The organism is Cognaticolwellia beringensis, from assembly GCF_002076895.1.
GTDB classification, from domain to species: Bacteria; Pseudomonadota; Gammaproteobacteria; order Enterobacterales; family Alteromonadaceae; genus Cognaticolwellia; species Cognaticolwellia beringensis.
Genome location: NZ_CP020465.1, coordinates 4,208,965 through 4,230,827, shown reverse-complemented (window position 1 = coordinate 4,230,827; position 21,863 = coordinate 4,208,965). Strand labels below are relative to the sequence as shown.

The 21,863-nt window shown below is 36.5% G+C and carries 20 protein-coding genes; 10 read left to right on the top strand and 10 right to left on the bottom strand.

All coding sequences use genetic code 11. The features are described 5' to 3' along the window. Positions 1-4: 4 nt before the first annotated feature. The 4 genes from B5D82_RS17795 to B5D82_RS17780 are packed head-to-tail and all read right to left on the bottom strand — an operon-like array spanning position 5 to position 5,915. Entirely contained in the window at positions 5-1,129 is a 1,125-nt protein-coding gene (locus tag B5D82_RS17795) for an efflux RND transporter periplasmic adaptor subunit (RefSeq protein WP_081153503.1), read from the bottom strand. A 1-nt stretch (position 1,130) separates the two neighbouring features. After that, entirely contained in the window at positions 1,131-4,271 is a 3,141-nt protein-coding gene (locus tag B5D82_RS17790; protein WP_081153499.1) for an efflux RND transporter permease subunit, read from the bottom strand. Between the two features lie 44 nt (positions 4,272-4,315). Continuing rightward, the gene (dsbG, locus tag B5D82_RS17785) at positions 4,316-5,080 is read right to left on the bottom strand and encodes a thiol:disulfide interchange protein DsbG (RefSeq protein WP_081153493.1); all 765 of its coding nucleotides are present in this window, start codon (positions 5,078-5,080) and stop codon (positions 4,316-4,318) included. Positions 5,081-5,084: 4 nt separating this feature from the next. Then, positions 5,085-5,915: a TlpA disulfide reductase family protein gene (locus B5D82_RS17780; RefSeq protein ID WP_081153488.1), complete on the bottom strand. Its 831-nt coding sequence runs from the start codon at positions 5,913-5,915 to the stop codon at positions 5,085-5,087. Positions 5,916-6,086: 171 nt separating this feature from the next. On the opposite strand from B5D82_RS17780, the gene B5D82_RS17775 reads away from it, so the two are divergent. The 10 genes from B5D82_RS17775 to B5D82_RS17730 all read left to right on the top strand — a co-directional run bounded on the left by B5D82_RS17775 (position 6,087) and on the right by B5D82_RS17730 (position 16,095). Continuing rightward, positions 6,087-6,761, top strand: coding sequence for a response regulator transcription factor (locus B5D82_RS17775; RefSeq protein WP_081153483.1), 675 nt, complete (start codon positions 6,087-6,089; stop codon positions 6,759-6,761). Continuing rightward, on the top strand, positions 6,758-8,080 hold the full coding sequence (locus B5D82_RS17770; RefSeq protein WP_081153477.1) for a histidine kinase dimerization/phospho-acceptor domain-containing protein: 1,323 nt from the start codon (positions 6,758-6,760) through the stop codon (positions 8,078-8,080). Before B5D82_RS17775 ends, B5D82_RS17770 begins: the two co-directional genes overlap by 4 nt. A gap of 1,299 nt (positions 8,081-9,379) precedes the next feature. Continuing rightward, a complete protein-coding gene (locus B5D82_RS17765; protein ID WP_081153470.1) occupies positions 9,380-10,549 on the top strand; it encodes a DUF4062 domain-containing protein in 1,170 nt (389 codons plus the stop codon). Between the two features lie 114 nt (positions 10,550-10,663). Further along, positions 10,664-11,557, top strand: a complete 894-nt coding sequence (locus tag B5D82_RS17760) for an LAPAL motif-containing putative phage structural protein (protein ID WP_081153468.1) — start codon at positions 10,664-10,666, stop codon at positions 11,555-11,557. A gap of 184 nt (positions 11,558-11,741) precedes the next feature. Continuing rightward, positions 11,742-12,251 (top strand): hypothetical protein, encoded by a 510-nt coding sequence (locus tag B5D82_RS17755; protein WP_081153466.1) that lies wholly within the window; start codon positions 11,742-11,744, stop codon positions 12,249-12,251. A gap of 189 nt (positions 12,252-12,440) precedes the next feature. Continuing rightward, positions 12,441-13,139, top strand: coding sequence for a hypothetical protein (locus B5D82_RS17750; RefSeq protein ID WP_081153464.1), 699 nt, complete (start codon positions 12,441-12,443; stop codon positions 13,137-13,139). A gap of 289 nt (positions 13,140-13,428) precedes the next feature. Further along, positions 13,429-14,028, top strand: coding sequence for a hypothetical protein (locus tag B5D82_RS17745; protein WP_081153462.1), 600 nt, complete (start codon positions 13,429-13,431; stop codon positions 14,026-14,028). 122 nt (positions 14,029-14,150) lie between these two features. Beyond that, positions 14,151-15,005: a phospholipase D family protein gene (locus tag B5D82_RS17740; RefSeq protein WP_081153460.1), complete on the top strand. Its 855-nt coding sequence runs from the start codon at positions 14,151-14,153 to the stop codon at positions 15,003-15,005. A 112-nt stretch (positions 15,006-15,117) separates the two neighbouring features. Continuing rightward, entirely contained in the window at positions 15,118-15,339 is a 222-nt protein-coding gene (locus tag B5D82_RS17735; protein ID WP_081153458.1) for a hypothetical protein, read from the top strand. A gap of 114 nt (positions 15,340-15,453) precedes the next feature. Then, entirely contained in the window at positions 15,454-16,095 is a 642-nt protein-coding gene (locus B5D82_RS17730) for a hypothetical protein (RefSeq protein ID WP_081153456.1), read from the top strand. Between the two features lie 1,074 nt (positions 16,096-17,169). Here the strand turns inward: B5D82_RS17730 and B5D82_RS17725 are convergent. From B5D82_RS17725 to B5D82_RS17700, 6 genes are all read right to left on the bottom strand, one after another. Next, the gene (locus B5D82_RS17725; RefSeq protein ID WP_081153454.1) at positions 17,170-17,862 is read right to left on the bottom strand and encodes a PEP-CTERM sorting domain-containing protein; all 693 of its coding nucleotides are present in this window, start codon (positions 17,860-17,862) and stop codon (positions 17,170-17,172) included. Between the two features lie 49 nt (positions 17,863-17,911). After that, positions 17,912-18,619 carry a PEP-CTERM sorting domain-containing protein gene (locus B5D82_RS17720; RefSeq protein WP_081153452.1) on the bottom strand — a complete coding sequence of 236 codons (708 nt, stop codon included), beginning with the start codon at positions 18,617-18,619 and terminating at the stop codon, positions 17,912-17,914. 413 nt (positions 18,620-19,032) lie between these two features. Beyond that, on the bottom strand, positions 19,033-20,061 hold the full coding sequence (locus B5D82_RS17715; RefSeq protein ID WP_081153450.1) for a helicase RepA family protein: 1,029 nt from the start codon (positions 20,059-20,061) through the stop codon (positions 19,033-19,035). 21 nt (positions 20,062-20,082) lie between these two features. After that, positions 20,083-20,367 carry a helix-turn-helix domain-containing protein gene (locus B5D82_RS17710; RefSeq protein WP_081153448.1) on the bottom strand — a complete coding sequence of 95 codons (285 nt, stop codon included), beginning with the start codon at positions 20,365-20,367 and terminating at the stop codon, positions 20,083-20,085. Between the two features lie 325 nt (positions 20,368-20,692). Then, on the bottom strand, positions 20,693-20,899 hold the full coding sequence (locus B5D82_RS17705) for a helix-turn-helix transcriptional regulator (protein WP_081153445.1): 207 nt from the start codon (positions 20,897-20,899) through the stop codon (positions 20,693-20,695). 191 nt (positions 20,900-21,090) lie between these two features. Then, on the bottom strand, positions 21,091-21,801 hold the full coding sequence (locus tag B5D82_RS17700; protein WP_081153443.1) for a hypothetical protein: 711 nt from the start codon (positions 21,799-21,801) through the stop codon (positions 21,091-21,093). Positions 21,802-21,863 lie beyond the last annotated feature (62 nt).

The following is a 21,863-nucleotide window of genomic DNA, read 5'->3' as shown; positions in this document are numbered from 1 at the left end:
AACCCTAATGACTTATATGATTCAATAAAGCATTAGGGTTCAGTATAACTGTTTTGTAAATTGGATTTGGACTGACAAATATAAAGCTGTCGGTTGATTGTGAAACTATCTCGATTTTTTGAAATAGAATATTATTCTCGCTAACGGTCGCAATCGCAGGTCCTCCTTGATAATAGGTAAGTGCTGCTAAAGGCGCATTCCATCTTGGCCGCTCAAGTTTAGTGTTTTTGATTGTAAAGTTGATACTCCCGTTAAGACCGGTTGGTAGATTATGTTTACTATTATCAAACTCCGCTTCAACTTTCATTGTTCCAGTTGCCACATTTATAGCGTGCGCCATGCGAGTAATGGTCGCAGATACAAATATCTCCTCATACCCTGTAAACGTGGCATTGATAGTATCCCCAATTGATATTTTACTAACTTCGTTTTGTGGTACGTATGTAATCAACTTCAAATCGTTGATATTTTGTAGTTTATAAAGATAGTTATTTAATGGGTTGCTACCTCCATTGATCATGTCGCCTATCTCAATATTTTTATCGGTAATGTATCCAGCAATTGGTGCCGTTATAATGAGTAATGATTGTTGAAATTGGTTTTGTTCTTTTTGTGCGAACAAACTCGATATTTTAGCCTTTGATTTTTCTGTTTGAATGGTCAGCCTATCTAATTCAGCTTTGCTAATTAAGTTATCTTTTATTAACTGCTTGGCTCGTTTCAACGTTAATCGATTTAATTCATGCTCGGCTTTGCCAAACTCAATGTCAGCCAGTATTTGTTGCTCTTGCAGTTTAATCTCAGGAGCGTCAATTACTGCAAGTACATCGCCTTTACTGACAGCACTACCAATTTCTACATATTGTTCTTTGATATAACCACTGGCTCTAGAATATAACTTTGTCGTTTGTTTAGCCTGAGAAACAGTTGGCAAACTCACCGTTTTTTGATCTAAAACTTTTGTTAGCTTAGCGGTTTGATAACTTGATTGGGAATTCGTTTCTGCTTGCACAGTCAATGTTGGCGTTAATAAAAGTAAGCCAATAAGTACAATGTTATGCTGAACTTTATGCAATGCAGTACATTGGATTTTAGCTTGAGTACTACTTTTTATTTTACATTCTGTCATTTTAGTTTTCCTCGAGATCTTGAAACATTGGCTTAGTTCGAAAGCTCAGTATTAGTGGTACTAATGTCAAAGTTGCTGGTGTGCCAAAAATTAAGCCTCCAATAACAGCTCTTGCAAGAGGAGCGTTTTGCTCTGCTCCTTCTCCCAATGCTAATGCCATGGGGATCATGCCAACCAACATAGCTATAGCTGTCATAATTACGGGTCTAAACCTGGTCTTTATCGCAGATAATGCTGAGTTTTTTGCTAGTTTTCCCGCAAGCATTTCAGCTCTGGCAAAGCTGACAACTAAAACACTATTTGCCGTGGTTACTCCCATTACCATAATCATGCCCATAAATGCGGAGACACTTAACGGCGTATTTGACAGGAATAGAGCAAGCAGAGAGCCAGTAATGGCCATAGGCATTGCGCTTAAAGCCACAAGTGGCAAGGCCCAAGATTGGAAATTTATTACCATCAGGAGAAATACTAAAATTGCAGCCATCGCCATACCCTTAGCTAAGTCACTGTAGGCTAGTAGCATGTCTTGTGCTTGTCCTTCAATGGTGATTTTATTTCCAGCTTTAAGAGTAGCCTTTGTCGACGCAACGTTGTTTGCGATGTCGGTATAAACCGAACCCAAATCACGTTGATCAATGTTGATCAATATACTGATGGTGGGGGCTAACATTTGACGTTTAATTAACGCTGGTCGAGCGCGTTTTTCTACACTCACTAGACTTTTTAATAATACGGTTCCCTGAGCTGAATTAGTGGCCTTAACTGGTGTATTTAACAAGGTGTTTAACGAGTCTAAACGATAGGGCGGAACTTGAGCCGCAACAATATAACTGATGCCATTATTTGCCCATGTGTTGGGGAATAAATTTGCACTAGAGCTTAAACTCACTAATAAGGTTTGACTGATGTCAGTCATATTCACACCTAGTTTTTTTGCAAGTATTCTATCAATATTGAGATTGATATCAGGCCAGGCCGTAACTTGATCAATGATAATATCAGCAACACCTTCAACATTTTTTAACTGGCTCATTAGTTTTGTTGCGGCCTGTAAATTTCCTTTTATGTCTCGGCCCGTAATCTTTACTTCAATGGCAGAACTAGCCGTGCCATTAAGAGTTTGGGAAATAATATCAGCAGGACGAAAGAGCACTTGGTAGTCAGGGAATTGTAACGCTAACTGAGATCTGATTTTTCGAATATAAAGGTCAGTTGGTGCATGATCAGGGGTTAACTGTACTAATATCTCGCCTTCAGAAGACGTGCTAATCATAGAGCTAATCCAAGTTCGGTTTATAGCATCTGGTGGCCCAATATTCTCAACAATGGCCTGAATTTCGTTTGCAGGGATTATCGTTCTAATTAATTGATGAACATTCGCGAACTGTTTTGCAGCTTCATCTAGTCGCACACCATTTTCAACTCTAAGGTGTAATCGAATTCCGCCCGCGTCAGATTTAGGAAAGTAGTCTTTTCCTAGCATCATAAACGTAGAGGCAAATATGATACTTGCCACGATACTCACTCCAGTGAGTACTAAGATGCGGCATCTCAATAGTCGCTTTAAGTTTAATAGATGCACCGCAATAATACGGTCTAATTTGTTTTCAACGTTAATGTGGACTTTATGCACTAACGAATTTCGATTAACATTTTCACGTTCATTCTTCAGTAATAAAAATGCGAGTATGGGCACCAATGTTCTTGAGAGTATAAATGATGCAATCATAGCGAGCAGAACCGCTAAGGCTAAAGGCTCAAAAATGTATGCGCTTGTACCACTTAACAAGAATATAGGCATTAAAACGATACATATGCTCATCGTTGAAACAAGCTCAGGAAATACCACCTGCTTGGCACTATCTATTACGGCTTGTCGAATCGATTTGCCGCAGTCTAAGTTACGGTTAATATTCTCAATTTCAACCAAGGCATTATCAACTAATATACCGATTGCTAACCCTAGCCCTCCTAGTGTCATGAGGTTTAATGTGTGGCCAAAAAGCGTTAACCCTGTAAGAGAAGCCAAAAGGGCTAAAGGAATAGAAGTAAGCACAATGGCTGTGCTGCGAACACTGCCAATAAAAATTAAAACGACGAGAGCAACTAATAGAGCGACTATTACCGCTTCAATTAACACTGCATTTCTAGAAGCCACAACAAATTTAGATTGGTTAAATATAGGCGTTAAGGTTAAGCCTTTAGGTGCACCGTTTTTTATGTTTGGTAAACGACGGTTGATTTCATTAATAATATCAACGGTAGAAGAGTTTCCTAGTTTTAAAATAGAAACAATAACGCCTGCTTGCCCATCTACACGAGCTAAACTCGTTGCAACCGCGCCACCATCACGAACCGTTGCAACATCTTGAAGTTGAATTAGACCATGTTCGCTATTTTTAATGGGGATAGCTTTAAACTCAGCTACACCTTCCGGACTGCCATTAGTTGAAACGGTAAATGCCACTTTTCCTTCACGTAAAATACCAGCAGGTAACGTAATGTTTTGTTGCGAAATAGCCATAGCTACTTCTTTTGCTGTTAGTCCATGCACCTGTAATCTATCGGGATCGATATCTATCATTAGTTGTCTAGGGGCACCACCAAAAGGTAGGCTCAATCGTAAGCCCGGTATTGACTGCAATTGTCGTCTTAGTGTTAGTCGAGCGTAATCATACAGCTGTGACTGAGTCATTGTTTGAGAAGAAACGGCGAGTTGAAGTATAGGTACGCTTGACGTCGTATAATTTACTATTAACGGTGGAGTCATTCCGTTTGGTAGCCGCTTTAGTATGGTTTGCGAGACACTGGTAATTTGCGATAGTGCCACAGCTAACTTTGCTCTGGGGTGAAAACTGACTTGGATGAGCGAGTAGCCATTACCATTTTCAGATTGAACACGCCTTACATCGTCAACATTATTCATGATGGCAATTTCACTAAATGATGAAATTTTTGACGCCATTTCAGAGGCACTAAGACCTGGGTATTGCCACAATACGTTGACATAGGGAATATCAATTGAAGGTAAAATGTCAGTAGATGTTTTTTGTAAAGACCTAATGCCAAAAAGCAACAATAATATAACCAATACGCCAACCGTATAACGTTGACGAAGCGCGAGCTTAACTAACCACATTTATTTAGCCTCTGTTAATAAAATATAATTCATCTGACTAAACTCTACTTACCGTCATTTGGGGTAAAAATATCGGCTAATATTGACTCAGGAGGCAAGCCAATTTGTTTATTAAATTCTCCGTTTGCATTTAGATAAAAAGTAGCTGGAGTCGCGCGGGCACCTAAAGACAGCATGGTTTTATAGTTGTTAATTAGCTTGTCACGGATCTTTTTTTCTGGATTTTCTATTGGTTTTATAGACTGAAATAATCCTGAGCCAGCTAATTTCTTCAATTGTTCTTCAGGATTATCAGCGCTTAATATGGCGGCGGCTTTGCCTAGGCTATCTGCTTTTAAAATACCGACTAAAATATGACGAATTTGCACTTTTCCTGAGTCAACCCAAGGCCGTGCTTTATGCCATAACTGTTTACAATAAGGACAATTAGGATCCGTAAAAGTGTAAACAATACGCTTGGCTGACGCAGAGCCATCTCTTACCCAATGACTGTTTTCAAGGGCTTGCCAATTCTTAACTGCCTTTGGACCATTAACATAGGCATTTAGCTTTTCTTCACCTACAGAATTACCTTCAGCATCCATTAATGGGCCGGTAAATAAGTACTTTTCGTCTCCAGTGACATATAAAGTAATAGTCTCATTTTGAAAGTTAGCGATATAGCCAGTCATATTTGCCGGCGCTTTAAAAGAACTGACCACTTCACCACCTTGCTGAGTGAATAACGTTAAGGGGGCAGGGTAGTTAACTGTTTCTGCAGCAATAATATTTAACGGCAGCAGAAATGTAAAATAAATTGAAATCTTCATAGGTTTATCCTTTTTTTAAAGGTACGACGGAATTAATTTGATTAAGGTAATAGCGCAAGCTAGCTTGAGATAATTCGCCCATATGGCTAGTCACTAATTGTCCTTTTTCATTATAAAATAATGTGGTTGGTAGACCTGCAGCGCCAGTTTCTCGGCTAACGTTGCTAGTGGGGTCGATGAAAACATTTTTTAAATCCAACGCTGTTGAATCAATAAAACTTTTAACACTAAGCAGACTTTCACCTTGATTCACAAAGACAAAAACAAGCTCAGGGTTATGTTTTTGAGCGGCTTCTAATACCGGCATTTCTCTACGACAAGGTGGGCACCAAGACGCCCAGAAATTGATAACAACAGGCGTGCCCTTATAACGTCTTAAATCGACTTCATGGCCTTCAATATTGCGTAAAGGTGAGCTGGGCAGTTCGACTGCTGCTTGATAAATAACAGCAAAAAAAGTAGGGATAATTAAACAGAAAAAAGTAATTAATGCCGATGTAAAATAAGCTTTAATGAACAATTTATTGCGTCTAGCATAAAACATCAGTACCAAGGCACCAGCTCCCCAACCTGTGCTAGGTATAAAACCACCATCACTTATATTTACTAATTGCCACCAATTCTCTTGGTAGCTTTGCCACATAGCGATTATAAAGGTCAATCGTGCGGTTAAAAAACCGATAATAATGGCTGTAAATATATTGTCTAAAAACTGTTTCTGTTGTGCATTGTTACGTGTTTGAAGATAAGTTATTCCCCAAAACATAAATAACCCTACCAGAGTGATTAATTGTGAAATTGAGAGAACTATCGGCCCTACAGCAATACTTAGCATTTATTTACCACATCTTTTTTCCATTAACTTACCAATGATAAATCGCTAATATTAAGCCAACATTAAGAAAAGCTTCATTCACTAAACCCTGCTAAAAACTTTATTTTTCGCTTGTTCTCCTGCACTTTTTCACGTTAGTCTTAGCGGCATAAGAATTGTAATTGAGCAAAAATGTATATTTTATTAGTTGAAGATGATGCTGTTATTGCTGATGCTATTAGCATTTTTTTATCGGGTGAAGGTATGGCTGTGGAGCATGTTGCTTCAATAAGTCATGCAAAAAACATCTTGAATAAAAGCAACTTCGATCTCTGTATTCTTGATCTAAATTTACCGGATGGAAATGGTATAACGTGGCTGACATGGCTGCGAAAAAATCAACACTCGTTGCCGGTACTAATACTCACAGCGAGTAATTCAATTGACGACAAACTAACAGGATTAAAGAATGGCGCTGATGATTATTTGGTTAAGCCATTTGACTTAAGAGAGTTGTTAGCGCGTTTGTACAGTATAAAGCGACGCACAACTGACAGGCTAACAAACACCATTTCACATGGCTTGCTGACTTATCATTTAGAACAACACAAACTATTAATTAATGACAAACATATTCCCTTATCTCGTAACGAAGATTTACTTTTAAAAATGTTTCTTAACAATCCACAACGTATTTTATCTGAAAGCCAATTAAAAGATGTTTTATACGGTACATGTGACGACGTAGCCAGTAACGCCCTGAATGTACATATATTTAATTTACGTAAAAAAATAGGAACTAAAGGTATTGAAACTATTCGGGGTTTTGGATTTCGACTGGGCTCAATTGAAGTAACTGAACAATGAGCTTGCGCCTTCGCCTAACAATATTAGTGGCAGCCGTATTTATTGGTTTTTGGCTATTAGCCAGTATTTGGATGGTGACGGGTCTTAGCCATAAATTAGACGCCAGCTTTGATAAACGCCTAGAATCTACCGCTATAATGCTAAGCAATATATTAGCGCATGTACCACAAAGTGCTATGTCAGCGTCTTTACCAGCAATAATGGAAGCCAATGAAGTCGGTACTGCGAAGGGATTAACCTGTCAAATAAGTTCTTTGCACGGCAGTATTATAGCAACAAGCAATAGCAGCACTTTTCCCAATAGCACAGCAGTTGAATCTGGGTTCAATTATATTCAAGCTGAAAGTACATCGTGGCGTACGTTCACTTTAATCACCAGCCAACATAAAATAACCATTGCAGATAAGGTTTCTGAGCGTGATTCTTTATATTATGATCTGCTTAAAAGTATTCTTATTCCGCCTGCATTAGCGATTTTGATTACGCTAGGTTTATTATGGTTTGCTATTGGTAAGGGTATAAAACCGATAATGCTACTAACTTCTGCACTCGAAAAACGCGGTAGTGAAGACCTTGCTCCCATTCAAATACAGCAACCATTAAAAGAGCTGCAACCACTGATCAACAGCCAAAATGCACTAATGGCACGATTAGCTAAAGTTATATCAAGAGAGAAACAATTTACCAGCAATGCTGCACATGAGCTGAGAACACCGTTAGCCGGCATATTGGCTCAAGCCCAACTTGCTGAACTTACAACCGGAGACAAGCAACAACGAGCTTTATTGCAGGTAAGTAAAAGCACAAAGCGTTTAAATTCTATATTAGACAATTTACTTTTACTGGCAAATATTGAAGCAAGCACTCAAGTTCATACTGACGAAAGTTGGTCTGTTGAATTACTCATTAAAAACATGATAAATGAAACATCTCAAGGCAGTGAACGTATAGCTTATTCACTGCAAGGAAAAGAGCTCATATCTTTTATTCCATCGGCTATGATCGCTATTGTTTGCCGTAACCTAATCGATAATGCTTTAAAATACAGTCCTCCAGAAACACCTATTTTAATGGCTATTAACGCTACAGAAAGCCTTTTAAATATTAATGTCAGCAACACGGCCAATGTTACCGCCACAGACATTGCCAAAATGACCACGCGTTTTTGGCGTAGCGGTTCAGCAGGGGGGGCCGGCCTTGGTTTGTCTATTGTAGAAACCATAGCGATAAACTATAAAGGCTCAATTACACTAACAAATGGTGACAATACTTTTGTAGCTCGGTTCTCCATACCTTTGACAGCAATTAAAATAGCTTAAAATTAATATATCGTTTTAACAAGTTAACTCTTTCACAGACAATTAATTTGCCATTATATAAACGAAGCAATATGAACGTTAAAGGGTAAGTTACAATATAAGCAAAGAGCAAATCTAAAATCTATTAAAGATCATTTCATAGGTAAAAAATTTTCCGAATATTATTGTTACTTAATTTGTTTTTCTTGGTCTCTATTTGAGTTGTTTATTCGGAAAAATAAAGTTAAGTAGTTGAATTACTTATTCTAAGTGTAGGTCTTGAAAACCGGCAAGGGTTTGTAGCCCTTCTAGAGTTCAAATCTCTATCTCACCGCCACATTAAGAAAAACCCGCTAATCGACAGATTAGCGGTTTTTTTGCTTTTAGAGTATTTAATTATCGAAATAGGGTTTGTAGCGCTAAACCTATATTAGAGTTCAAATCTCTATCTCACCGCCACATTCTAAAAAACCGCTAATTTATTAGCGGTTTTTTTTCGTCTGGAGTTTACTAAACCCGAAAATTTGGTTTGTAGCGCTAAACCTTTTGTAGAGTACAAATATCTATCTCACCGCCACATTCTAAGAAACCGCTAATTTATTAGCGGTTTTTTTTGTCTGGAGTTTACTAAACCCGAGAATAAGGTTTGTAGCGCTAAACCTTCTAGTAGAGTTCAAATCTCTATCTCACCGCCACATTCTAAAAAACCGCTAATTTATTAGCGGTTTTTTTTCGTCTGGAGTTTACTAAACCCGAAAATTTGGTTTGTAGCGCTAAACCTTTTGTAGAGTACAAATATCTATCTCACCGCCACATTTTATAGATAAACCTCTGTTTTACAGGGGCTTTTTTATGTCTGCTACTTTCTGAGCCGTCAAGAAGACCGTCAAAAGTTAACGTTACCGTAAAAGATACCTCATATAAAATTAATCGAACCTGATCTTCGATCAGAACCCCCATAATTTTATTTAATGTTTATGTTAAATACCTTTAATTAAAATTAATTTGAATTATTCTTTTTCTATCATGATTTAATCACAAGTATTCTGGTGTAGATGTATTAAATAATTGCATTCATACTGTTTTTATATACAAGTGAGGGTTAATCTTTCTTTCTATAACAAAGTGGGATTATTTCCGTCTTTAATACATCAACCAGTTAGAAGTGTATTTTTAACTCATTGATTTATAGATATCAATCGAGTAATCTCGATGTTAATAAGTGATTAAGAGGATAAGGATGTCTTTGTGGAAAGGCGGATGTAATCTTCATAATAAATTGTTAGGGCTCTCGTCAGATTCTACACTTGGAGATTTTTTATGCCTGTAGGCTATAAACCATCAGTTTTTGTAAGTTCAACATGTTTTGATTTAGGGCAAGTAAGAGCTGATATAAGGGAGCTAATTGAAACTTTTGGTTTAGATCCTGTCCTTTCGGAGTATGATTCATTTCCAGTATCTTCAAGTAACGACACTATTGCGAATTGTTTGCAAAATGTTCGAGACAAAGCGGATATATTTATTTTAATAGTAGGCAGCCGTTATGGGTATCAAACAGAAAATGGACAATCAATAACGAACCTAGAATATCTAGAAGCAAAGAAAAAAGGTATTCCGGTTTATGTCTTTATAAACAGTGATGTGATGAATATACTCCCGATTTGGAAAAACAGCCCTGAGGCTGATTTCTCTTCACACGTTGAAAATAAAAAAGTATTAGAGTTTGTGGAGCAACTTACTCATTTTAGCTCGAATTGGGTCTATAAGTTCGATAGTGCCAAAGAAATAAAGTCAGCTTTAACTCAACAGATTCCTTACCTTTTCATGGACGCTTTAGTTGCAAGAACAAAGTTAACTAAAAATAACCTCATTTTACCTCAAAATAAATATTCCGTTGAAGCCGCCAATATAATTTTGGATAAACCAGACTTCTGGGAATATAAGCTTTTTGTAGAGCTTTTAAATTCATATATGCAAGATCTTGCTGATAAAAGGTTCGATTTAAAGTATGGGATTTCATTTAATAATAATGTTGTGATTGATGACGTGTCTGAAGTGATGGACTGGATAGGAAATCAAACGGATGAGTTAATAAACTTAATTGGTATTTCTACAATCCTTATTAATGAGGCAGCAGCAAATGCTTTTGGTGAGCCAGGTGTAGCTGGAGAGCATGATAAAATACAGCATGTTTGTCAGCGTTTCATCGAAGTTTATAGTAGACTGATTGACTGGAAGTTAGCTTTTTTAACTTTAAAAGTTGAAGAAGAATTTGATCAAATTCTTAAAATGGCCTCGTGCTTCGCGGATGGTCCACTTTCCGAAATTGAAGATTATTGTTCACGTACTTATAAGTATTTGTATGAAGCCATAAATGAAGTTAGTTTAGGTAATAAATCTGTTAAATTAGATTTTTCTTTTACATTTGAGTCTCCTGAAATGTCAGGTTATAAAAAGGAATTTGATAGGTTAAATCATAAATATTTCTAGCCCATACAAGCTGTTAAATAAGGACAAATAACAGTTGGCTATTTGCTCCTTCGTCGCAAATTTCAACCAACTATTTTTTACCTCTTAACGAGGCTAAGTATATAAGGAAGTAACGTGCAAGTTGTAGATATCAGGGAATACGAAGAAGAATTCGTTTTGCACTTTGGTGGTGAACGAAAAAAAATAAATGCTTATACTTTAGCGTCTTCTTTAGTTGCACTTGCTGACGCCATTAAAGAAGCCAATTCAATTATTAACCCAGGCTATGAAGTAGAAGTTTTAGTCGAAGCTTTTGGTGAAGGAAGTTTTCGGGCGAAGGTTAAAACTGCATACAAAGGTCTTCAAAATTTATTTAACTCTAATCGTTTAGAAGCAATTGCGATTGGAATAATAACTTCCTTTATTTATCAGCATACTTTAGCACCTGATACTGACGTTAAAGTTATAGTTGATGACACTCAAGTTATAATTCAGCAGGGTGATAAACAAATCATCGTTCCTAAAACTGTTTATGAAGCTCAAAAAGAAGTAGAAAAATCTGAAAAATTCAGGAAAAGCGTTTCAAAAACTTTTGAGGCTGTTGAAAAAGATAAGAACATCACTAGTTTTGGTTTCACAAAAAATATCGATGATGAAACACCCGATATTTTAATACCAAGAAAGTATTTTCCCTTATTGTCACAACCAACAGAACTTGACGAACCTCAAAGAGAAATTCAAGAGGTTGCCGAGCTTCAAATAAAAAGGGCAATTCTTGAGCGTACAAAACGTAAATGGGAATTTATTTGGCGCGGTATTAAAATATCTGCACCTGTATTATGTGAGAATTTTTATAATGATTTCTTCTCACATAAAATCACTGTTGCCCCCGGTGACTCACTAGAGGCAGTATTAAAAATTTATCAGTCTAGAGATGAAGATACTGGTATATATACAAACTCTAAATACGAAGTGATTTTTGTTAATAAACATATACCAAGAAATATGCAACCAGACTTAGACGTATAATACACTTAACAGGGCTTTGAGGCTGTAGAATAACTAATCCAGCCAAAACAGCTGATTTTTTGTGCTTCTATATCGCACTGTAGAGGATTAACTCGATATAGGTAATGCATTTTGTACACCCATTTTATGGGGGAATTCATAATAAACGAGTTATTCTACAGCCTCGTTAGCTCTCAGGGGTAATATGTTCGATCCTTTTTTAGAAAATGACCATAATGGTATGCCTGTACCACCAACTGAAGACCAATGGGCAATGAGAAATGAGCAACTTGGTCGTCAAAAAGATTCCGCGGTTCTTAACGCTCAACGAGATACAAATACTGGTGCGCATTATTATCTTGAGTATGACAAAGGTTATGCTTTTTACTTTGCATTAACTGAAGAAATGGAAAGGTGTTTCCGGAGTGGTTGTTGGATTGCTTCTATATGTGTTGGCTCTTCGGCAATAGATGCATTCTTCAATGAAGTATTTGGTATAACTAGAGCCAAAAAAGTTGAAGCAAAATTAAAAGAAATAAGTTTTCCTCATATAGGGACTTGGCAACTAATTAGAGACAACAGAAATAATATTGTGCATATTACTGAAGATTCTAATTTTCCAGAACTAGATAATTATGAACTTCATCATATAGCCAAGAAAACACTTTGGTTTGTGCATTATTTTCGCTACTACATGGGGTTCAACGAGAGCTAAGCCACTCAAGCAGGACAAATAACAGTTGGCTATTTGCTCCTTTGTTGCTTATTTTAGCCAACAATTTTTTGCCGCTTAATGAGGCGTAATAGGGCATTTCATTATTCCACACATTCACTTCTAGAGGACTAAATTATCTCAATAATCATTAATGATCAGAGTACTTGGCCTGATGAAATTATAAAATTTTTGGAATCTAATTTTGCAGTATTCTTAGGTTGGCAATGCAAATGCTCCAAACAAGATGCATTAACGCATTTATATGACTCTAAAATTTATGAAATGCGTGAAATGTTAGGAAAGTACTTTTTAGTGGGTTACCACTGTACCAAATTAACTGAAGAAGAAATTGATTCTATTCTAGCTAACGGTATGGAATTACAAAATGGAGCTTCATTAGTCAAAAGAATTGAACACTTGAATGACAAATGTTTAATTAGCAAAACTGTTTCGGAATCTTTGATAAGTAATAATAAAGCTGATGATCGCTACAGGAAAAATATGATATGGTTTTGTTTTTTTAAGCCATTTTTAGCTGGTCGAACAGGAATCGAGGGATTCTTACGATATTGGGGAGGCGAAGCTTTATATAACTCTCATGATATTGGAGGCGATTTAAGCGATGTTTTATTGAGTATTGGCATTCCTTGCATTGTTAAAGCTAAAGTGGATATATCGTCATTAAATAATAGCTACTACCCAGATTCATGCATGATAAGAGTGTTCCTGAAAAATAAGGGGCATCAACTTGAAAATAGCATTGATCATGAAGGTTTTAGTACTTTAAATATCGAGCCAACGAATATACTTGAGGTAATTAAATACCCAAGTGACCAGTTTGTTGAACTCACAAAGTGTAACCAGTGGGAATACCCATTAGCCCTATAACAAAGCGTTTAAACGGAACTAAAACAGTTTACAAGGTTCCGCTTCGCTGCACATTTTAGCAAACTATTAATCAGCCCCTTAAATGGGCGTTGAGGCTGTAGAATTTCTCCAAAATATAAAATGACGGATAATTTTTATGTTCATACCGCCTATAAAAGTCACTTTTTAGTGGGATATTGCCTCAGATTTCACGTAGCAATGCAATTTGAGGCTTAATTTTTAATAAATATTGAGGCTGTTTTGTTCAAAAAGAGAAATTCTACAGTCTCGTTAGCCAACACGGATAGTTATGAGTATTTTCGAACCATCAAAACTTTTAATACAAACAGAATTAGAGCACGAAGCAATTCCCAAGGTAGAACTCTTTAATAAAAGACTCCACAGCAGAAAGCTTGAAGCCTGGTGCGCTGCCAAGTTTGGAGTTGGGTATTGTAACCATGTTGAAAAGTGTTTAATTGAAATTGAAGAAATTGATGAACAAAGAGAATATGACTTCAAACTACATGTTAATTCTCGCATTGAACTAATTCAACTTGTAGAGGTAATGGACTCAGGCAGAAAAAGAGGCTTGGAATATAAGCAAGAAGGCCCTGAACAAATTTCTGCAAAATTGCTAGAAGGCGATGGTTACACAAGTTCTTATGGTCTAACTAGAATACGTGATGTGTTAGGTAAAAAAGTTGAAAAACATTATGCTGACTCTAAAGGTCTTATAGTCCTACTTTATCTAAATATGATGGCTATGCAGGTTGAACATGAAGTATTAAAAGAAAACCTTTTAGATTTAACTGATAACTTTAAAGAAGTATGGTTAATATCAGGTAAACATATAGGTTGTTTATCTGGTCACGAGTTTAAAAGTGACGGGTTTAAACTGATTGGCATTTAAACGGAACTAAAACAGTTGGCTCGGTTTCGTTTCGCTTAACATTTTAGCCAACAATTATTTGCCTGTTAGTGGGGCGTTTTGCTCGGATATATGAGGTGGCTATGTTCTTATCAAGTGGTAGTATGATTGCAGAAAAAACAACAGAATTGTTTGAACAACAGAGCTCTGAACGACCAGTGTGTATTGCTGTAGCGTTCTGGGGCGAAGGCGCAGTCGACTTTCTAAGTACATGTTCCAGGGTTAAAATTGTATGTAACCTGTTATCGGGCGGTACAAACCCTGAAGTAATACAAAAACTTCGTAGCAAACCAAACATAGAAATTCGGCATTCAAGTCTACTGCACTCAAAAGTTACTATAACCGAAAACGGTGCTATCGTTGGGTCCGCAAACTACTCAGCTAACGGATTGAGCTTGGATGATGGGAAAAGTTGGGTAGAGTCCGCGGTATACATCCTCCCAAACAGTGATGAATACCCTGCGATAAGTTCTTGGTTTTGGGAGCTCTGGCTTTCCTGTGATGAAGTTTCAAACCAAGAAATCGCTAAGGCGAAAGAAATCTGGAACTTGAAGTCGAAAATCAAGTCGAACAGCGTTCAATTAAAGAAAGTCTCAAAAGTACCTAATCTTACTGAGGAAGAGTTGTTCGAGGGTAAGATAAAGGGTGAAAACGGTATACGGATGGCTTCATCTCAAATATTGCATGAATTCAATAAACTTGAAAAACCAGACAAATACAACATTAGAATACCTGCGTACGTTTCCTACTTGCTGTGGACCTATTCAGGAAATGAGATGGAAACTAACATAAGCGAAATGCCAAAGTTTTTTGATCCCCAACAGGTCTTAGATCGAGCAGATACTAAAACGGGTAATGATCTAGAGAAGATTAATCTTTTTCTTCAACATCTTAGCATATCAAAAACTGTGACAAGTTCTGTTAGATATTGGGCAAGAAAGTATCAAGAAAAAGCATAAAAAGTTGCTCGAAAGGACAAAAAAACAGTTGGTTTTTGCTAGTTCCTCGCTATTTCAGCAAATTATTACTTACCCCCTAAAAGGGCGTTGGTACTTAACATGGATGTGAAAAATGAAGTCTGATTTTAAAGATCTGAACAAAGGTGGGGTCATAACAGGGATTATTGCTTGGTTTGTATTAATAAAAGTACTTTCCAGTGCTATTTCTTGTGCGGAAACTAGTTCTTGTGACGGTGGAGATCTAATATTATTTTCTGTACTAGCTGTAGGGATGGTTGCTCCAGCTTGGATATGCGCGGTAATAGCATCTATTTTCTTTAATAAACAACCCTAATAGCTTTAAATAGTAAATATCAGGCAATCAAACGGAAAAATACAGTTGGCTGCACTCGTGCCTTGCACATTGTAGCAAACGATTATTTTCCGCTTATTTAAGGCGTTAGATTCTATGCATCGGCACTTTTTAATTAAGTATTCAAAACCTGAATACACTGAGAACTTTTTAAATCATGGACAAATGTGTTTGCAGCCTTTGAGTTTTTATCGCAAAGAAGAGCATAATGATGAAGTTGGCGATTTGAATGAAGGAGCTCATAAAGTTGATTTTTTTTCAAATGCTATTTTAAGCCGAGTTCTTGATAACGGAGAAACCGAGGTTGTTGGTAATATAACTAATGGAGTCCACAGAGAATTCAGCCATGAATATGCTTCTTTATCTGTTTACTGCATATACTACTTAATCATTCCTGTTAATGACTACACCAATGAGCTAGACGTAATTGATGAAAAGCTACTGAGGAAGTTTGGTGGTTCTGCAACTGTAATATACAACTTAGAGAAGTTTTTTGAGCGTTTAGATCACTATTTAGAAACAAAGTCAATTTCTTACAAAAGACAGTCTGTTGAGTATCTTAATCTCGAATTAAATTTAAATCAGCTAAACCCTTTTCAAAAAGATAAAAAGTATGAGCATCAAAATGAGTTAAGGTTGGTTGTAAAAAACAAAGTAGAAGATGAGCGAATGTTGATAACAATAGGTAACTTAAGTGATATAGCGTATTCAGTAGCTATTAGAGAGAAATCCACTTAACAAGGGTTTTCAAGTCGGACAAATTACAGCTGGCTTTTGCTCCTCAACATTTTAGCAAACAATTTTTAGCCTCTTAGTGGCTTTAGGTGTTTATGGTCGGTACAAGAGGGCGCATATTGTAAGTAGTTATAAGTTCCGCTAGCAGCTAATATCAGCTTCTAGTGGCTCTAATAACTACTAGTATTCGTCTACAGTTAGTATTAGTAAATAATGCTTAGCTTAACTACGGTCTAGAAGCTGGCCACTAAACTGTAAGGCATACCACGCATATACCCGTAGATATGAGAGCCGTCAATAGCTAGTGTTAATAGTTAACGGCTCTAATAACTACGGTTACTAAGGTGCACATACAAGTTATTGCTTTCTTATGCTTTAAACCTGTCGTTAATCCAGTGTGCTATTGGTTCAAATACCCTCACATCTGTATTGCACATGAGGTTGTATTTCTAGTACAAGCATGACTTCACCTACACCTTAGTTAAGCGACTGTTAATCAATAACCCTACCAATACCCGTAGTTGTGTTGACCGTTAACAGCTGATATTCAAAGTAGTAAGTATAAATTTATTTTTTTGTCATTAGCATTAGGCTTTCAAACACTGAACCTTACTCACTCATTTCACAGAACATTTCGCTTCACTAACTACTCATTTCATTCACTTGCTTCGCAAGCTCATTAATTCGTAGCTCCGTTTGCTCAATTTCTGCTTCTGGTGCGACAGGTCGTGTTAAGGGTTTACGGGTTGGCTGATACTAGCCGAATCTTCAAGTTTTTTATTGAAAAATAACGGCTAATTAGGCACATTTCCAAATAAGTACACACATATACACAGAACGCTATGCTGAAAATAGTATAAATTTTTTATCAAACATGTACTTCCTTTACGCCATATAGCTATCAAGCCCCCCCCTTATCAATTAGGCTGATAGTAAAAGAGCTTTACGTACTCATAACAAACATATCCACTAGTTTTTATAAGCACACCACTCAACACATAACTACTAAGTAGCAGAAACAAAAAGCACCAAACTTAACGAGTGGTGCTTTCTGGCATTTAACTCTCTGGAATATTACTATTTAAACCTGCGTGATGCCAAGCCAATCATTCCTAATGTAAAAATAGCAAGAGTAGTTGGCTCTGGGACACTTTGAACTGGTTTTACAAGAAGTGTACTGAATACAGTGTGTACTTGATTTCGTTGGTGACTTGCATCGTCAGCAAGAGAACTGAGCACTATAAAGTCATCGGCGTTATAATCAAATTGAGGGCTGTTTTTATTATCATTAAAGTAAGCATATCCGACAGAACCGTCATCGTTAAAAAATAAAGCTTGAGCTTGGTTTTCTTCAATAATCATATCTATCGCATATCTATGATTGTAGCCCATGATATCAAACACATCCTCCCAAATTGAATCATGATTAGGGTTAGATTCTGAATTATCCCAAGCTAATATGAAATCGAAGTTATCGGGGGTCTGAACTTCCCCATCTGCGCCAATTCCTATAAAAGCATTTTTCCAAAGCGAGAATGCTTCCTGCCTTGAAGCTAAACGCCAATCAGAATAAATTTCTCCAGGTTTAATTAGTTCTAATGTTTGATCGAAAGAGTATATATTATTAACACCGAAATCCATCCACTCTAAGCCAGTAGATTGATCTATAAAGCTATCATTATCCGTGTCAACGATGAGACCAGCATTTGCTATCGTTGAAATTGACAATATTAAACCTGCTAAAGCTGTGCTTACAAACTTAAACGTCATGAAATTTCCCTTTTAATTATTTTCCATTACTTATGATAGTGAAACAATCTTACGATTTACTCTTTAAACGACGCGACACTAAGCCCATAATTCCTAGAGCAAATATGGCAAGTGTAGGTGGTTCAGAAACTGTTTGTGTATTTCTAACAAGAAAATGGTTATTTGGAGAGCTTAAATCGTTAAATGATGTTCCAACATGAAAAGTAATATGGTCCTCCCATGATGGTTCAGAAATTAATCCATCAAACAATGAAAAAACCTGGTATTCATCAACTAAAAGACCACCTGAATCTACATTGTAAGCGACCTTTCCATAAATCCCACTTACTGAAAATGAATGGCCCCAATCAATAACCGCACCAAAATAATTATCAAAAACTTTAATTTCATCAGTTATCAATTCGTGAAATAAAATATTATCTGTGAAATTTACTGTTTCAAGACCGTTACGATATGCGCTAGGGATAGTGCCACTAAAGAAAGGATATATTGTGCTAATCATTGACACCATCTCATCAAAAGTGGCGTATCGCCATTCTTCAAGAGAGCCACCTTCTTTCGTCATATTTAGTATTTCACTTTGAGTGTAATTAGCTGTGTGTGAAGTATTTAACCATTGAATTTTTTGTTGTGAATCAATAACAATATCAAACCCTTCACTTGTGGATTTCATAAGACCTGCATTGGCCAAATTAACCAGACAACTCACAGACAAGATAAATCCTGCTGTAACAGCTTTTAAAAACTCAAATTTCATTTAGATTCCCTTTTAATTCTTTCCATTAATTTTGATAGGCGATTGTAAAATGGAGACATTACAATACTTCACTTTTAAAGCAAAAAGTGCACCAAAACCAAAAACTTAAACAATATCAGGTGTGTGTAAGTATTATTTAAGGAAAATAAGACAGTAGTGTAAAGTAATCCGACACAAACACCGTAGTAATAGTTTGATTTTTATACAATAAATACATTGATGCTTTGCTAAAACTAGCTGTTATCCAAACTGATAGTTAAACTGATGGTTAAACTGATGGTTAAACTGATGGTTAAAAAGAAGTCTAACTGTTTAGTCCTGAGAATTTAACGTTTACAGATTATGCCAGACATACAAGTACACAACCCTAAAGGGTGTACTTGATTGTCCGGCTAATAAACCACAGGAAAAAATCAACTTAAACAATAGAAATCGTCAGTAACTATTACCAAGCTCTTTTGTTCGAGTTTATCTCTAGCGCGTTTGAAAGCTTTCTGTTTTGCCTGTAGGTCTAATTTTTCATTATCAAGCGATTGATATACTTCAGCACGCCAATCATCAATGTGAATATAGCTTTTCCCTGAAAGTATAGGGTTAGCCTTTATCACTGATTGCGGTATTGTTATTCCTTTATCATTAATCAAGACTTCTAAGGCATTTAAAGCACCACTTTCTCTCTTGGAAAGAGTAGCCTTACGTTTGGGGTTAGCAGCATTATTTAACTCTAAGACAGCTGATTGAATTGGCATTCCTTCATCATCTGACCACCCTACAATAGGCTGAGATACAAGGTTAAAAGAAATAGACTCTGGTTTATCAAAATCCTTAACCTTGGTATTTATCATTGTGACAACGCTACCTTTTTTAGATATTTTATATTCAACATCTAAAGCGGCTTTTAGTGCACTTGACCCTCTAGCTCTATCACCTGAGTTATGACCAGAATGATGCACTAAAAGAACAGTGGCACCAGTATGATTGATGATTGCTGTTATCACTTCCATTAGCTTACCAACATCTTTAGCACTGTTTTCATCGCCACCTCCAAAATTACGGTGAAGGGTGTCAACAATGATTAATGATGGATTGGGGCAAATCTTATCTATTTCCTCAATCACTTCATCTGTATTTTCTTTACACATCAAAGATGCTGGCATGTTAGAGATATAGATATCACTAGTTTGTATCTGGTACTTCTCTTCTAGCGCCTTAAACCGTTTACTAAGGCCGTTAAAGCCTTCACCAGCTAAATAAACGACTTGTCCTTGTTGTACAGGATTATTGGCAAAGTCATGACCAATTGCTATGCAAAAGGCCATATCCATAGCGATAAATGATTTACCACTTGCAGGGGAACCAAAGAGCATCCCCGTAGTAGCTTGTTCAATAACATCTTTGATTAGCCAAGTGTTTTTCGGTTGCTTTGATGTTAGCTGGCTAATAGGGGGTTAATGTATAAGACATTATTTCCACCCCTGTAATGTATAACAGGCTATGCCTTTATGTACTTTGCCAAATTTATCTTTAATTGTTCTTCGGGTTGATTTAATGATTGCGCCTTTTTGTTTGATTCTCCCAATGGATTGGTTAGGGCTTCTTACTCCTTTGGCTCGAAGGTCTAAAGAGGTTATTTCACGAGTTGGATTACTAGAAAGCAATGAGGCTGTAATAGCTTCATTACTTTGAAGTTGAACTGTAATTATTTCAACAACGGTTAAAACGTTATTTTGAATGTCAAAAAATTTCATGTGAGCTTCCTTATGTACAAAAGAAAGTCATCACTAAAAAACAGAAGTTTGTTATACTGATCTTGCGAAGAATCTATTAAGTCCGCTTCTGTTTATTCAGTGCGGACTTTTTATTTAGTATTAATTAATGTTGTTGTTGGGCGTAGTGAATACAAAGAACATGAGTACCCAGTTAAATTGTTTACGTGTCTTCGCCATGAACCAACGTCATTAGGGTCATAGGTGTAATTAATGCAGTTCGCATTAACTTCCCCACTCAATCCCTTTTTACTACTATGATTGCTGATTAGCTTTTGCTTATAATCATCTTGTGAAGTCGTCATGATTAAACTTCCCCCTCATCACGCGCTTTGATTCGTGACTCTATGAAAGCAAATATTTCTGACTCTACCCAAGCTACAGCAGTACCGCCTTTTACAAGAGGAATGCTCTTAGGGAATTGGTTTTGATTACATAGTTGGTATATGTAGCTTTTTGAAAGCGAAGTGAGTTGTTGAACTTGTTTAATCCGAAGTAGTCTTGTACTTGTCATTATTTATCCTTTAATAGCCCTAATGTTCTGATGCGTTATTGCATGAGCTATGAGGGGTATTTTAAGAGAAATTTTGACTATGAAAATTGGTCAACTTGGTCAAAGTTTTTACATAATTATGACCAAGTTAAATAGTACGTATTCTGTAGACTGTAGCTAATATGGTTAATTTTACTTACTTACTTACTTACTTACTTATTTCTTTTTCGACCAGATTTAAATTCCACTATTTGTTGAACTCGGAAGAAATTTTTAGGTAATGAACTGAAAAGGTGAGGGTCTAATTTTCTTAACTCTTCCCAAACATCGTCTTTCTTCGTGTTACTTATAACTAGCTCGTCTTTATCTTTAAGCCATTCAAAGAAAACGTTTTCCCTTCGAGTCTGTATGTTGGCTTTTGGAGAACTTTGTGTTTTTAATAGTTCTTCTATAGCTTCAATATCTTTAGCCTCAATAAAAATGTGCTTATATTCGATACCCCTGAACTCTACTGGGGAGGTTAGCCCAGTATCTGCTCCATAATCAGGGAATAACTTTAAGTCTCTCTGGTATTCCACAAGTTCATGGTAATCTCCGATATCTTCAAAAAGATCAATTTCATTTAAGGCACCTTTGAAAAGCTTGTCGAATTGATGAATTTTAGCCAGTGGGAGCATTTCCCCCTTGACGACAAAGATCTTTTTTTCTTTTTCATGAAATGGAGGTTGACCAGCATCAATATCATTCTCGCCCCAACGAATCATGTGAACATATTTCTCAGATTGATTAACTGCATAGAAAATAATCTTCTTTCTAATTCCAGCAACAAAATATTCTACAAGTTTTGACGGGGATTTAGCATATTTATCTAAGATAACTGAGAAGGGAATCAGGTCTGTGAAGGATATAGATTTAATGTTCATTGGGTTCTTAACTCCGCTAAGTAATCAGCCAATTCTTGTATCATTTTGTCTGTGCATAATCC